At 42.3% G+C, this 13,017-nt stretch carries 15 protein-coding genes; 9 read left to right on the top strand and 6 right to left on the bottom strand.

All coding sequences use genetic code 11. The features are described from left to right. Positions 1-109 precede the first annotated feature (109 nt). Together QQK21_RS20540 and QQK21_RS20535 are read right to left on the bottom strand one after the other, a co-directional pair. Positions 110-529, bottom strand: a complete 420-nt coding sequence (locus tag QQK21_RS20540; RefSeq protein WP_284194035.1) for a DUF1240 domain-containing protein — start codon at positions 527-529, stop codon at positions 110-112. Beyond that, the gene (locus QQK21_RS20535) at positions 519-1,436 is read right to left on the bottom strand and encodes a hypothetical protein (RefSeq protein WP_284194034.1); all 918 of its coding nucleotides are present in this window, start codon (positions 1,434-1,436) and stop codon (positions 519-521) included. Before QQK21_RS20535 ends, QQK21_RS20540 begins: the two co-directional genes overlap by 11 nt. A 283-nt stretch (positions 1,437-1,719) precedes the next feature. Here QQK21_RS20535 and QQK21_RS20530 point away from each other — a divergent pair, with 283 nt between their 5' ends. Then, positions 1,720-1,941 (top strand): hypothetical protein, encoded by a 222-nt coding sequence (locus QQK21_RS20530; RefSeq protein WP_284194033.1) that lies wholly within the window; start codon positions 1,720-1,722, stop codon positions 1,939-1,941. A gap of 668 nt (positions 1,942-2,609) precedes the next feature. Then, the gene (locus QQK21_RS20525) at positions 2,610-3,041 is read left to right on the top strand and encodes a hypothetical protein (RefSeq protein ID WP_284194032.1); all 432 of its coding nucleotides are present in this window, start codon (positions 2,610-2,612) and stop codon (positions 3,039-3,041) included. 38 nt (positions 3,042-3,079) lie between these two features. Here QQK21_RS20525 and QQK21_RS20520 read toward each other — a convergent pair whose 3' ends face one another. After that, positions 3,080-6,082: a Tn3 family transposase gene (locus QQK21_RS20520; RefSeq protein ID WP_284194031.1), complete on the bottom strand. Its 3,003-nt coding sequence runs from the start codon at positions 6,080-6,082 to the stop codon at positions 3,080-3,082. Between the two features lie 157 nt (positions 6,083-6,239). Here QQK21_RS20520 and QQK21_RS22390 point away from each other — a divergent pair, with 157 nt between their 5' ends. Together QQK21_RS22390 and QQK21_RS22385 are read left to right on the top strand one after the other, a co-directional pair. After that, positions 6,240-6,587: a recombinase family protein gene (locus tag QQK21_RS22390; protein WP_431313150.1), complete on the top strand. Its 348-nt coding sequence runs from the start codon at positions 6,240-6,242 to the stop codon at positions 6,585-6,587. A gap of 15 nt (positions 6,588-6,602) precedes the next feature. Beyond that, complete coding sequence (locus QQK21_RS22385; protein ID WP_431313151.1) at positions 6,603-6,791, top strand: helix-turn-helix domain-containing protein; 189 nt, start codon at positions 6,603-6,605, stop codon at positions 6,789-6,791. Between the two features lie 18 nt (positions 6,792-6,809). Here QQK21_RS22385 and QQK21_RS20510 read toward each other — a convergent pair whose 3' ends face one another. Continuing rightward, positions 6,810-7,214 carry a hypothetical protein gene (locus QQK21_RS20510; RefSeq protein ID WP_284194030.1) on the bottom strand — a complete coding sequence of 135 codons (405 nt, stop codon included), beginning with the start codon at positions 7,212-7,214 and terminating at the stop codon, positions 6,810-6,812. After that, a complete protein-coding gene (locus tag QQK21_RS20505) occupies positions 7,211-8,428 on the bottom strand; it encodes a hypothetical protein (protein WP_284194029.1) in 1,218 nt (405 codons plus the stop codon). The genes QQK21_RS20510 and QQK21_RS20505 overlap by 4 nt, the downstream gene beginning before the upstream one ends. A 364-nt stretch (positions 8,429-8,792) precedes the next feature. Between QQK21_RS20505 and QQK21_RS20500 the strand changes: the two genes are divergently transcribed. From QQK21_RS20500 to QQK21_RS20485, 4 genes are all read left to right on the top strand, one after another. Beyond that, a complete protein-coding gene (locus tag QQK21_RS20500; protein WP_284194028.1) occupies positions 8,793-9,101 on the top strand; it encodes a hypothetical protein in 309 nt (102 codons plus the stop codon). Positions 9,102-9,535: 434 nt separating this feature from the next. Further along, positions 9,536-10,123: a hypothetical protein gene (locus QQK21_RS20495; RefSeq protein WP_284194027.1), complete on the top strand. Its 588-nt coding sequence runs from the start codon at positions 9,536-9,538 to the stop codon at positions 10,121-10,123. Between the two features lie 94 nt (positions 10,124-10,217). Next, a complete protein-coding gene (locus tag QQK21_RS20490) occupies positions 10,218-11,597 on the top strand; it encodes a DUF6880 family protein (RefSeq protein WP_284194026.1) in 1,380 nt (459 codons plus the stop codon). A 151-nt stretch (positions 11,598-11,748) separates the two neighbouring features. Continuing rightward, positions 11,749-11,928: a hypothetical protein gene (locus QQK21_RS20485; RefSeq protein ID WP_284194025.1), complete on the top strand. Its 180-nt coding sequence runs from the start codon at positions 11,749-11,751 to the stop codon at positions 11,926-11,928. A 2-nt stretch (positions 11,929-11,930) separates the two neighbouring features. Here QQK21_RS20485 and QQK21_RS20480 read toward each other — a convergent pair whose 3' ends face one another. After that, complete coding sequence (locus QQK21_RS20480; RefSeq protein WP_284194024.1) at positions 11,931-12,386, bottom strand: Hsp20 family protein; 456 nt, start codon at positions 12,384-12,386, stop codon at positions 11,931-11,933. A 385-nt stretch (positions 12,387-12,771) separates the two neighbouring features. On the opposite strand from QQK21_RS20480, the gene QQK21_RS20475 reads away from it, so the two are divergent. Continuing rightward, on the top strand, positions 12,772-12,984 hold the full coding sequence (locus QQK21_RS20475) for a cold-shock protein (protein ID WP_284194023.1): 213 nt from the start codon (positions 12,772-12,774) through the stop codon (positions 12,982-12,984). Positions 12,985-13,017 lie beyond the last annotated feature (33 nt).

Below are 13,017 nucleotides of genomic sequence, written 5' to 3'. Positions count from 1 at the left end.
CCCAATAGAGAGTTTGCCCAGCAGATCAACCTGTCAATCTAATTGTCGCTTAATACGCAGGATGTGCACGCGCTAGCAGGTTTTGTGTGCAAAGGAATTGCGGGATAATTTAATCACACAACTTAGGGTCTAAAGCATAAGTTCTACTTGAAAACTTCAAAGCCAGCTCTCGTTTAGATGTGCATTCTATATAGCCTCTACTCGCAATTTCTTTTTTCAACGCTACATTCATACCCCAGCCAGTAATAAACGACAACATAGTTAGCAAGCCTAAAATGATGAACACTATTTTAGGAACCCATTTCGCCTGTTTTCCAGTGATTAAAGGTATCGTTGAAAATGTAAACGCTATAACGGATATCATGAGACCAGCAAAAGATGACGCATCATTGACAGCACCGCTAACTTTTATCACGTCACTTAGATGATTGACGTTATTAATAATCCTTGTAGATTGTTCCCAAGAAATCCAAATCATTGGGCTACAAGCCAGCATGAAAAGAAGAGCTTTAAACCGACTAACTTTCATCAATCAGCTCCTTTATTTTTTCTTTTAATGGCTTTGTGTATTCATAATGATCATCAATATCCGAAACGTACCCACCAATGACAAAGGCAGATACAGCAAAAACACTTAAACCGATAGCCACGGGTAGTGTTGCGCCAAAAGCAAACGCAGCTATCCCACCAATAACTAGAGTAAACCCTTGTGCAGCAATGCCAGCAACAACTCCCTTGGCCACGTCAGCGGAATATTGACCGACAACTTCCCCCAAAGTTTTTTCATCATGCAGTATGTAATCCACAGCATTAACTGCACCACTGAAAACAAGCTCTACATAGATGTTGCCTTTCAAGAAATTAATATTGCCCTTGACTGTATTCAGTGCGTAACCGATTTTAAGCATTTGAGGTGTCGCTTCCTGCCAGCGAATACCGAGATCCAAATATCGAGGTTTGTAATTCTCAACCACAATATTCGTCACTCCATTGATATCGACCGCTTTAGCGGTTGCTCCCCATCCGCCAAGCTCTTTAGCAACTTCATAGGCACCTTTTAATCCCATGCTTACGCCTGTATAGTCTTTGCCTGTAGAAAGTTCTCCGTGAGTGTCTTTCATGAGTAAATCTAAGTACTCGTTCGCTTCTTCAACTGTCATAACAGCAATGCTGACATTGGTTTGTTGAGATGTATCCCACTGATATTCTTTCGCTTGCTCTTGTAACTCCTTATCCCACTCCTTTTTAGTAAGATCGTAGGCCTGCTGTGCAGCGGCACGCTCAGCAATAACCCGTTCACGGTTTTCAGCCCAACGTTGATAATCCTTAGCTGTGTAGGTTAGTTCCGCTCTGCGCTCCTGGCGTTGACGCTCCGCGCGCTCTCTTGTGGTTTCTTGCCTTTCTTCGGGAGCATAAGGGGAAGACTGATATCTCATACGAATCTTTGTCAATAAAATAAACACAAGGATACCAGTAATTTAAGGTGCTTATCATCTCTGATGGGGTGTTTTGGCTACGAATTCAGTCAAATAGTTATTCTGACTAGCGAAACGCTCAAAATGAAAGGGCGATTTTAACGGGAGTAAATAAAAAATCATGATTGTCATAGAGATAGTTAGAGATTGATTGCCACCTATTAACAATGCCCACCAACCCGCTATGATTAAAGTGTCACCCTAATACTTTTAATAATAAACGCTATCAGCGGATAGGTGAGTTATGCAGTATGAAACCGACCCCAAGGGCTTGTCCTGGCCTATCAAGCCCACTTTGGTCATTGATAATATCGCAACTGGCCATGTCAGCATTAACCTGTCACCGGAGATCCCCGTGTCGTCGTTCTCGCTCAAGCAGTGTTTTGATAATGCGGCACTGAAAAGCGACATTAGAAAGCAATGGGCCATTGTCTTGCGTGATATTGCTGCAGAGCTTGATAAGTAAAAGACAATAGCGCTCTCCATGAACCGTGTATTTGAAGACCAAGGTAAATAGCGGGGCTATTTATCGGGGTTAGCGCGCCTTGTTTTTTTGTGATTGGGACAAAGGTTTTACTTTACTTAGCCTTATCAATAGCAGGGTAGATAGCCAATGTGTAAATTGATAGAATACTTCTCAGATAAAGGAGGTGTCTCATTGCGAGACTCTTACTTTGTTGAGATTATTATTGCTTAAGCTAGGCCGCTTCGTGTTTGCGAGGCGGCTTTTTTTGCCTTGTCCCAAGCTATTTCGCTCCCGACATTCGAGTCACGTTGTCACGCTTCTTATTTTGTGTCTGCTTTTTGCTCTAAGTTGGTTTGTGTTATTACAAACATATAAATCATGTCGAACATCGAGCGAGCAAACATCATGACAAGAGAAAGAGGGTTTACCAAAGGTCAGAGACAGCCAATGCCTTGTTAGTTGAAGGAAAAAACATTGATACTCACTCGATTATAGACAAATTATAGAGCAACAATTAGCCTGGTCTGGTCATTGTGAAAAGACACTATTATTCAACTATATTTATATTGATTGAACAAAATAGAACCCATAGGAAATTAATGTAGACCCCCTTGGGAAGACCAACGCTAAAGCTTTAACCAAAAGTAATTCGCCTGGTGATCGTAATTTTGGAACATTCATCCACGGGTAAACCCATGGTGGTCTTTATCGACAGAATTCACAAAAGGGCTAAGACGATAATGAGTATGACACTGTATGAAGCAAATCGTTATCAACCGGATATTTGCAAATCTTTAACAACGGCATGGCTAGGCCAAATGATGCGGGGGACAAATTACGGCGAATTGTGGTGCGCCACGGCTCACGCAGCGACCGAGAACGATGCATTCTATCAATCTCATTTTCAGCAACAAGCACAACTTGAGTGTATGGAGCAGTTAAAGGCGCAGAAAAATATACAAATGCTGTTGACGAAAACAAATTTTGGGCAAAGCCATCCTCATGAAGCAATGGCATTAGTTATGGCGAGAACACCCGCTCTTGATTCCTTAACGGGGTTTGAGGTCCAACGGAACGAAAGTGTACGCTTAGAGGGTTAAGTTATTGATTATAAATCATTTATGCTTCACACGTCGACTCAGTATTTATAACCATTATTAAGGTTTAAAGGCCTTAACTCTCCTTTCTCTAAGTCTTCTGGCAAGGTAAATGTGTAATGACCCAACATATTGATATGTTTATATATTAATGGGGATAGCCGAGATATATCTTCTTCTATAATTTCTTCATTATTGGATCGCATCCAATCTAATGCTTCCTGCATATAGAGAGTGTTCCATAACACAATAGCATTGGTCACGATGCCTAAAGCGCCCAGCTGATCTTCTTGCCCCTCTCGATAGCGCTTTTTGATTTCTCCACGTTGACCATAGCAAACCGCTCTAGCGACTGCGTGCCGACCTTCTCCTCTATTGAGTTGTGTTAAAATCCTGCGACGATAGTCTTCATCGTCTATATAATTAAGCAAGTACAAAGTTTTGTTCACTCTTCCAACGTCCATGATGCCTTGTGCTAAACCTGATGGACGACTGCTCTTGAGCAAAGAGCGAACCAACTCGGATGCCCGAATAGTGCCAAGCTTCAATGAGCCAGCGGTTCGCATCATTTCATCCCACTGTTCTTCGGCTTTTGAAAGATCCGTGCAACTTCGAGCTAAATCATCTAGCGGCCCGTAATCAGCAGACTTATCTACTCGCCAAAATACCGCTTCTCCCGCATCCGCCAATCGAGGGGAGAACTGGAATCCTAACAACCAGAATAAACCAAAGATAATATCACTCGCTCCGGCGGTATCTGTCATGATCTCAATGGGATTGAGCCCTGTTTGCTGCTCCAGTATTCCCTCCAATACATAGAGTGAGTCTCGTAACGTTCCTGTCACGACGATCCCATGAAACCCCGAATATTTATCTGAAATGAAGTTGTACCAAGTGATCCCACGTCCAGCACCAAAGAATTTCCGATTCGGACCTGCATTCACTGTTTTTGCTGAGGAGATTAAACGCATTCCATCCGCAGAAGCAACATTCCCGTCACCCCAAGAATTTGTTAATGGTTGTTTTATATGGAAATCAACTAACCTAGTATTGGCGTTAGTTAATGTTTCTGCTCGAAAGTAATTTTGTTTAACCCAACTTAATCTGTGTCGAGTTAGGGCGGGTACATTCGATTTGATCAATGGTTCTAGACCGATATTGCAAGCTTCAGCCATCAACACCGCACATACACTGATGTGTAACCCTTGCGCTCTCGCCTCGGACTCCCTAACATGGGTAAATTCCTGAGTAAAGCCTGTCCAAGCATCAACTTCGAGTAATAACTCCCTTAAGTCTACTGGCGGGATCAACTGCTTTACTCGGCGATTCAGAGTTTTTAATGACAGAGACTCTTCAAGTTTATCTAAATTCGAGATGGTCAGTGATGGGTGCTTACCATCGGTACAAATACTCACTTCGGTATTTTCATCAAATCTGTCAGCGACTTCTCTCCATGTATCATCCAATTGTCGTGCGAGCTGCTGCATCGCTTCATGACCATTCGTTGGGTGTCCAAGAGCTCGACAAACAGGCACTCGTTGAGCTTGCCACGCTTCACCATTTAAAAGCTTTTCTCTAGGATTACCCCAACGGTCACTCTTTGTCACCCAGACATCTCGGCGACGCAGTGAATCTTGCAGACGCTCTAAGAAACACAAAGAGTAACCTGCGCGTTGGATGCGACCATCCCCGTCATATACAAGCCTTTTCCATGATGTCTTAACGATGTGCTCAGGCGCATCGTCTAGAAAGCGTCTTTTCGTCTTTTTCAGTTCAGCAAGGTAATGAATGCTTTCCAGCGTACTTTCCCCAGCGGCAACCGCTGAGAAATGAAGCTCCTCTAAAACCGTTGGTAAAAAGCGTTTGACGCGCCCATATTGCTCAACCATTTCGTCATAAAAATGGTTGTTCTGGGGGCGAGCGAGCTCATTGATTTTTTCAACAGACTCAAGCAGATTCTCTTCTGAAACTCGCTTAAATATTGACGTTCTCAACTCTGTGTCACCGGTGTTTTCATCAAGTAAAACAGAGCAAGCTCTAGCTAACAATAGGGCCGCTCGGTCAAGATCTTTTAATGTCCTGAGTCGCTTTTTTTGACCGATTTTTTTAGCTTCACGTGTAATGTCAGTGATCAATAGGTCAAGTACATCAATGGCATCATCCAAAGCAATGATTTCTTGCGCTTTGACGAAAGCCGTCAGTACGGCAAGTTTTCGCTCTTCTGGCATTCGAGAAATATATTTCACCGAAACCATCCCCGCATAGCGAGCCAAGTTACGCAGCTGTATGAGGGGGAGACCTGTAAAATTCAGTTCAGAGATCTCTAAACTACGTAAAGTCGAATATTGAGAGAGTGCACTCAGAACGGAGGGGCCGCTAATGGTGGTTGGTCCTTTTCTTAGTAATTCAAGTTGTGATAAGCGTTGACCTTCAGGCACTTCCAACAACGCCAGCAACTGAGTATTTTGCCATTGGTTAGGAAGTGCAGCCAACTTCTTCCAGAGTCTTTTCTGTGCTCGCTCACGAACTTCACTAATCAAGCGAGCTAATGTTGTGGCGCCTGGGAGCAAGACCTTATTTTGAAGTAGCCATGCAGTAGCAAAATCAAACATGAGGCCTGGACGTTCATTACTCAGCCATGCACGAGCGAACAGTTGTCTCTTTAGACGAAAAGACCAAGGAAAACTACCAAAATCTCGATAACCGTAATGCTCTTTAATTAGAAAGGTGTGTTCACGGTGAGTGGTGGGACGCTGAGCATAACGCATGAGCACCTGCGGATGACGGACCCCAATTTGTTTGGCGACAAACTGTTTCACACTGAGGTAAATCGGCTCTAAGTCGGTAACGAACGTTCCAAGAAAACGAACTGTGGTCAGTTGCAGTGCTATCCCTAAACGATTGTGCTTTCCTCGACGTTGCTGGATAAACGCTAGATCGCGCTCGTCAAGATGGAAGTAACGAGCTAATTGAACATCATTTGGCTCGGCAGCATAGCATCCATAGTTTTGTTTTTGTTCTTCGGTCAAAAAATCGACGGGCATACTCTTTTCCTACAAACTGAAAATTTAACAATCTCGCAACCGTCCGAAATGTTATAATTTATCAGACACCATAAAGCAGATACTTATGAGTGTCTATTTAATCGACAAAATGAGATAGTAGACAAGGAGTGTCTACTATTCGATATAGGAGACGATTTTGAGATTATTTGGGTATGCACGTGTATCGACTAATCAACAATCACTCGATATCCAGCTTAAAGCCTTAAAAAGTGCTGGTGTGAAACCGAGTAGAATTCTTAGCGACAAAGCGTCCGGTAGTAGCAATGAAAGAAAAGGACTCGAGTTACTTCAGATGAAAGTAGAAGAAGGGGATGTCATTTTAGTTAAAAAACTAGACCGATTAGGGCGTGACACCGCGGATATGATTAGTTTGATCAAACTATTTGATGATCTTGGCGTTGCTATTAAATTCTTGGACGATGGGATCAGTACCGAAGGGGAGATGGGTAAGATGGTTGTCACAATTTTATCTGCTGTTGCCTAAGCCGAACGGCAACGGATACTTGAGCGAACAAACGAAGGCCGAGTAGAAGCAAAACTTAAAGGAGTTAAATTTGGAAGAAAGCGTTTTATCGATCGCGCAAAAGTGCTGACCTTACATAAAAATGGTATAGGGGCAACACAGATTTCCCAGCAGCTAAAGATCGCAAGATCTACAGTCTATAAGATTCTAAAAGAAATGACATAAGTGTGCCACGTAATGATCTTATTTGACCTCTAAAGACTCGCACCTCTCTTGTGAAATGGCATAAGTCCGGCTTGAATAACGGCTTGATAGCTTTCGCTGATCTTTACATTCTACATATCCATCGATTTGGCGATTGATTGCAGAGAACGTCATGACACTTAATATAAGAGAGATGACAATCAGTCCTGCAATAACTTTATTTGCTTTGCCGATGTTGAGGGGAAAACCAAACTGATCCTTTAACCAAAACAAAGCCAAATAAAGACCTATCGATAGACAACCATAACCAGATAATACGTTAACTATACCACTTCTCTCAATGACTGGATGTTTATATAAGAATGCAATTTCTATATTTCCCTTACTAATCCAACCTCCTAGAATGGCTAGCAATAAACTGAATAATACTCTGATATAGCTCACTCAAAAAACTCCGCGACTTCCTGAGTAAACGATTTTGAATAGCCGTTTTGTTCATCTATTACATTTAATAAATGCCCAAAAGCAAAAGAAGCCAAAGCGAATACTACCGATGTAACAAGAACCCCAACTGTTGTAGGTACTACTACAGCAGTAAAAAGTGCTCCCCCGACGAGGGATAGCATTCCCTTAACAATATCCCCTGCTGAGTTGCCTACAAATTCGGCCATAGTTGCCTCATCTCTTAGAGCATAATCAACCGCATTGATACCAACCGACACGGCGATTTCTAACCCCACGTTAAAACGCACATATCGAGTGGCCCCCTTTAAGTCATTCAGTCCAAGTCCTAATTGAATAATCCTTGGGTTGTTCGCTTGCCACATATGGCCGCGTTCGAGTGTCTTGAGGTGCTTGCGGTAGTTCTTGATGATGATCCAATCTTGCCCATTTATGCTTTTGGTGTAAGCCTGAACGTGTAAGCCGCCCAAGCCTTTGGCAATCGAATGCGCGTCGTAGGTAGCTTTACCCAAGCCAAATCCATAATTTTTTATATTACCTACCGTATCTTTGCCTCCCATGTCTTCATAGAGGTTTTGCGCGAACTCTTCCGCCTCTTCGACCGATAACCAAGCGTAATCTTTGATCGGTTGTTCGTAGGTCACATTGATGTGCTCTTTGCCCTCTTCGGCCACAAAGTTGTACGGCGGCCAGTAGGCATTGTTGGGATTAATTACAGGCGTTGAGCTCTCTGCGGCTTGCTCCGCTTTCTGCTTTGCTGCCAGTTCTTCATTCATGGCTTGAACCGCTAAGCGTGAGCCTTGCGGGTTTTTGTGCGTCACCAAAACCAGAGGGTTAGGCGTCGTGAGTCTTATATTGGCCCATTTCGCTTTTTCATGTTCGTACAGTGCCACTGCTTCATCGTAGCTGATGCCATATTCGTTATTTTCCCACGCCATCGAATAGCGAGGCGGAAACGGGTAGCTTTTGCCATCGTGATAATTGGGGTCCACGGGCCTTTTAGGTCGGTTTCTATTGACTGGATTGCGCTTCATGCGTTGCTCTTGTTCAGTCTGAGCATGAAAGGCTGTTAGCGCTTGGTCGTACGTCATATCAGCATCAGACCAGTACCAGTCACAATGCCTTGGGGGAAACGGGTAACCAAAGTCGTAATGATGATCTCGCTCTGCTTTGCGGTCGGGTTTATTTTCTTCCATTATAAGCCGTGTTGTGATGGTGTGTACTGCCCGTATTATAAAGGATGTTTTGGATGAATATTGACTAAATGTATAATCCAAATGACTTTTCCCATTGTTATTTTGCCTATAAACCAATATTTGTGATCTGCTCATGACTCACTGGATTTCTTTGAATGTAAGACAAATAAGACTAACGGCATTATCAGCATGATTTTATACATCTACATTAATGTATAATTTTCATAAGGGAGTTTCGTGAAAACACTTAAATGTATATAAATCAAAAACTTGATCATCTTATCGTACATTTTCGTTCCATTGGACCTCAAACCCCTTAACCTCTCAGAAAACAAAGAAAATCATGTTAATGAGAGTTCGCAATATGAAGGTAGTGAGATCCACTGACAATATTAACTTGATAGGATTGAGCGCTGAGTTTGACAAGTTAAGTGATACAACGCGTTATTATGTGGTGCAGGTGAGAGCGGATAGTGGCTCTCATGCGATTGCTGTTGTCTCTACAAAAGCGAAAGGTTTTTTTAGCCCTAGTGGATATCTGTACTATTACGATCCGAACTTAAAGAAAGTGGTTCGCTGGAGCAGTCGGGAGGAGATGAAAGGATTTTTAAACAGAACCTTACTTAAAGATTATCGGTCGATAAATGGAATTTGGCAGGTACAGGCAATGTAGGGCTCTAAGTCGGTGGCGCAAATGAAATTATCGACATATTCGTTTTTGTCTCGTTTGCATTGTATGCAGGTTTGATAACCGACTTTAGAAATGAGATTTATACGAGTGGTCTAACTACAAACGCGGTAAAAAACGTCCATTCACCTAACTTAACTGTTTGATTAAATACACTTTAATGATGTTCTTTTTTTGTTCGATAAGTTGATTATCAATCTAGGGTAAACCCTAGCCTGATGTCAGCCATGCTAACGGGCTACTTAATGCGGTAAGAGTAACACAGTGTGTTGTTGAGGCTTTGAAAGTCATGTAATAATGATAGGTGTGGGCAAGGTTTACAAACAAAAACCAATACCGTTTGGCTTGAGCGTCACTGATCTCGAAAACGAACACAAACAAGCTCAAGCATCACGCTACCTAGAAAAGGATGGAGCAAATTGAATATTCACTACGATATTCAACGCCTACAAGTAGACGTTGACAAAGAATCTAGCTCACTGACCCAGCAGTGGCAGAATGTCATGAATATCGTCAACAGTGAGTGTTATGGTGAGCTGGCTAGAGCTCGACTGGCATTTAATCTCGTTGATTACATCACCAGCGATGACCTGCAGCTTCGCTTGCTCATCTCGCGCGCACCGCAAGCCATGGCGAAAATTGCAGAAGAAACGTCGGTTTACAAAGAGCAGCGGGTGATAAACAACAAAAAGACGGGGGTCGTCTACTCACGCAGTGAGCAAATGATACCCAAAACACTTAACTATAAGGCCCAATACACTGCCCATAGGATAGTGAACGGAAGGTCGCAGACGTTGAGTTCAAGTAACCTGCTGAAATGCCTTGAAGTGGGCGATACCCTAACGCCCTTGGATGGGGTGTTATTTTTACAGTGCAAGCGCATTGCCAGCAATATCGAGAAGCTTAAAAAACGTCATTCTCACCTCAACATTGAGATGAAACGCATTGACGTGTCAGACAGCTTTACCGGAACCAAAAGGAAAATGGCGAGCTATCGTCTTGTTTGAAGTTTTTCAGTGCTTTTTAGGGTGGTACTATAACACAACCGTTTCGTGTGTTTGAATTAAACATATCGTTTCCCCTTCCTTGATAAGGTGATGTATGTCTGCCACTCTGACCAAAAAACTCCAAAAATTGGATAAAAACGCCCTTGTGGATTTGCTTGTTGAAATTCACAATGAAAACCGAGATTGCAAGAAAGTCGTTACCACGCTCATGGCGATGCATGATCCTGACGCTATGTACAAGGCACTCAACAAGGAGGTCTCTGCCATTAAACGAGGAACGAAGTTCATCGATTATCGAGAGTCAGGGCCATTTTGTGACAGGTTGTATGCGATTTCAGAAAAGGCAGAAAAATACCTGGTTACTCAAGCGCCTAGCTTAGCGGTTAAATTGTGTCAATCGCTCATTGAAATGGATGGGAAACTATTCGAACGTGTGGATGATTCACATGGTGACTTGGGTGGGTTTTATTACCAACTGTTTGATGTTTTGGATAAAGCCTTGCCTTTATCTTCACTTAGCCCAAGCGCTATCGTCGATTATATTTCCCAGATTTATTCTAGTGATGATTATGGCAATCGACATGCTATTATCGACAAATTGAATCACGCTTTAACACCTGAAGTGATTGAACAGTTTAAACAACGGTTACCTGAGCCTTCAAAGGACATACTCAGTCGAAGAGATGGAAAAGTAGAGTGGAAAATATTCCAAAATCATGCCAAGCAACTGTCAATACATAAAAAAATTGCTGATAAAGAAAAGAATGTCGACCGATATATAGATTTGTGTCAATTGACAGGTATCGATGATCAGAGCCGCTGCAAGATAGCCTCGAGGCTGAATAATCAATTTCAGTCGGAGAAGGCGATTGAGTGGCTAGAAGGCATTCCAGAAACTTCAAGGATGATATTGGATAAATACACGCTTCTCCAAGAAGCCTATCAACTTGAGGGCGATAAAGAAAAAGAAAAAGCGCTGATTTGGGCACGCTTTGAGAGGTATATGGACTCGAAAGATTACTTGGCTTACCTGTCGTTCACATCAGGCAACGAAACTCTGAAAACTCAAGAGAAAGTGTATCAAATGGCGGCGAAGGCTAAACCTATCGAAAAAGGGATCGCTTTTTTTCAGGATATAGGCGAAATTGACGCCATTGAAACCTTATTTTTATCTCGATTGAAAGAGGCTAATTCTTCTGACTACAGCTTTTATCGCAAACTTTCCACGTATCTAAGTAAGAACGAAAGGCCCTTATCGGCAGTGCTCATGCGGCGCTTACTGGTCAATCAAATCCTAGATAGTGCTCGCTCCAAATATTATCGTTATGCCATCAATGATTTATCTCAAGCAGAGACATTCTCTAAATCAGTGACAGATTGGAAAAGTCATTTAACTCATCAAGCGTATTTGACCTGCTTAAAAGAAAAACACCCAAGAAAATACAGTTTCTGGGAGCAGTGGCAGTACCGATAGTGCGCTGTCGTTTTAATCATGCCGCATGATTCTCGCATGAAGAATATAGCCATTATACATATTCGTTCATAGTCTGCGCCTATTACCCAATATCTTCCTTATGTGCGACTTGATATGGCGTGGTTAAATGTTGAGGGCTGGAGCAATGTTCATGCTCGCGGTACGCGTCAAAGGCACAATCCCCAATCTCATGCCTTGGACAAACATGGATGCCGTTTCTCGACGTCATTTCGGTGTTGCAGGTTGGACAAGTGATCATTTTCTTCTCCTTGAAAATATCCATTGTTTAATCAATCCATCAGAGAGACGCGCTGTCGCGCGCCTCAGGTAGAGTTACGCCTTATGCTCGAGGGCTTTCTTATCCTGTCCCTTAATTTCGATGCGCTTAGGCTTCATGGCTTCAGGTATTTCTTTTCTAAGCTGTATAGTCAGTAGCCCATCCTCCATATCAGCACAGGTGACTTCGACATATTCAGCGAGATTAAAACGTCGTTCAAATGAGCCATTAACAATGCCTTGATAGAGAAGCTTGCTTTGTTCATCTTTGAGGTTCTCTCTTTCTCCTTTGATAGTGAGGAGTCCATTTTCTACCTGAATATCGATATCATCTTGCGAAAACCCGGCCACTGCGACGGTGATGCTGTATTCGCAATCACTGCGCATTTCGATATTGTAAGGGGGATAACCATTGGGAATAGGCTCTGAGCTTAACGCACTGTTAATCAGAGAAGCCATACGATCAAAACCAATCGTAGTACGGTAAAGCGGGGTTAAATCAATTGAGTTCATAACATCCTCCTGATGAAGCAACATTAATGGTTCAACGAACATGATAAGGTTAATCAAAACAACTGACTTAACCTTGTAGAAAGGTATATGAATTTTTTTTGCGTATTCAAGGGGGGATTAAAATACGATTTTATTATATCGATATAACAGCTTGGAATAATAAATAAAAGTGTTGCTCATGTCTTATTTATTGAATGAGGACGACTATTTTTTGATTCAATCCCTGTGACCTGTCCGACATTGAAATATTTTTTTTCTTAGCTAATCAAAAGTCGATCTTCGTCATACTCTTTTCATTGGAAGGAAATGGGTTATCTTTGTTAAGCGGCATTCATATTCACATAGCATGTCGCTGTATCGTATGGAATAGGAACAAGGACTGATAATGACACAACAGCTAACAGGCACGGTAAAATGGTTCAGTGAGACGAAAGGGTTTGGTTTTATTACTCCGGACGATGGCTCTCAAGATCTGTTTGTTCATCACACTAATATTGACGGAACTGGGTTTAAAACACTTCATGATGGAGAAAAGGTGGCGTATACCGTCGGTCAAGGTAGTAAAGGGCCAATGGCAGAAAATGTCCGTGGTCAATGATAACCACAATGCCAAAAAATAAAGTTTTATTCT

This window comes from Vibrio zhanjiangensis (genome assembly GCF_030161235.1).
GTDB lineage: Bacteria > Pseudomonadota > Gammaproteobacteria > Enterobacterales > Vibrionaceae > Vibrio > Vibrio zhanjiangensis.
The sequence above is the reverse complement of the archived record's forward strand: the minus strand, read 5'-3'. Positions and strand labels throughout refer to the sequence as shown.

Excerpts from the sequence above, each read along its gene's own strand:
- QQK21_RS20540 (WP_284194035.1), bottom strand. The coding sequence starts at position 529 with ATGAAAGTTAGTCGGTTTAAAGCTCTTCTTTTCATGCTGGCTTGTAGC.
- QQK21_RS20535 (WP_284194034.1), bottom strand. The coding sequence starts at position 1,436 with ATGAGATATCAGTCTTCCCCTTATGCTCCCGAAGAAAGGCAAGAAACC.
- QQK21_RS20530 (WP_284194033.1), top strand. The coding sequence starts at position 1,720 with ATGCAGTATGAAACCGACCCCAAGGGCTTGTCCTGGCCTATCAAGCCC.
- QQK21_RS20520 (WP_284194031.1), bottom strand. The coding sequence starts at position 6,082 with ATGCCCGTCGATTTTTTGACCGAAGAACAAAAACAAAACTATGGATGC.
- QQK21_RS20505 (WP_284194029.1), bottom strand. The coding sequence starts at position 8,428 with ATGGAAGAAAATAAACCCGACCGCAAAGCAGAGCGAGATCATCATTAC.
- QQK21_RS20500 (WP_284194028.1), top strand. The coding sequence starts at position 8,793 with ATGAAGGTAGTGAGATCCACTGACAATATTAACTTGATAGGATTGAGC.
- QQK21_RS20490 (WP_284194026.1), top strand. The coding sequence starts at position 10,218 with ATGTCTGCCACTCTGACCAAAAAACTCCAAAAATTGGATAAAAACGCC.
- QQK21_RS20485 (WP_284194025.1), top strand. The coding sequence starts at position 11,749 with ATGCTCGCGGTACGCGTCAAAGGCACAATCCCCAATCTCATGCCTTGG.
- QQK21_RS20480 (WP_284194024.1), bottom strand. The coding sequence starts at position 12,386 with ATGAACTCAATTGATTTAACCCCGCTTTACCGTACTACGATTGGTTTT.
- QQK21_RS20475 (WP_284194023.1), top strand. The coding sequence starts at position 12,772 with ATGACACAACAGCTAACAGGCACGGTAAAATGGTTCAGTGAGACGAAA.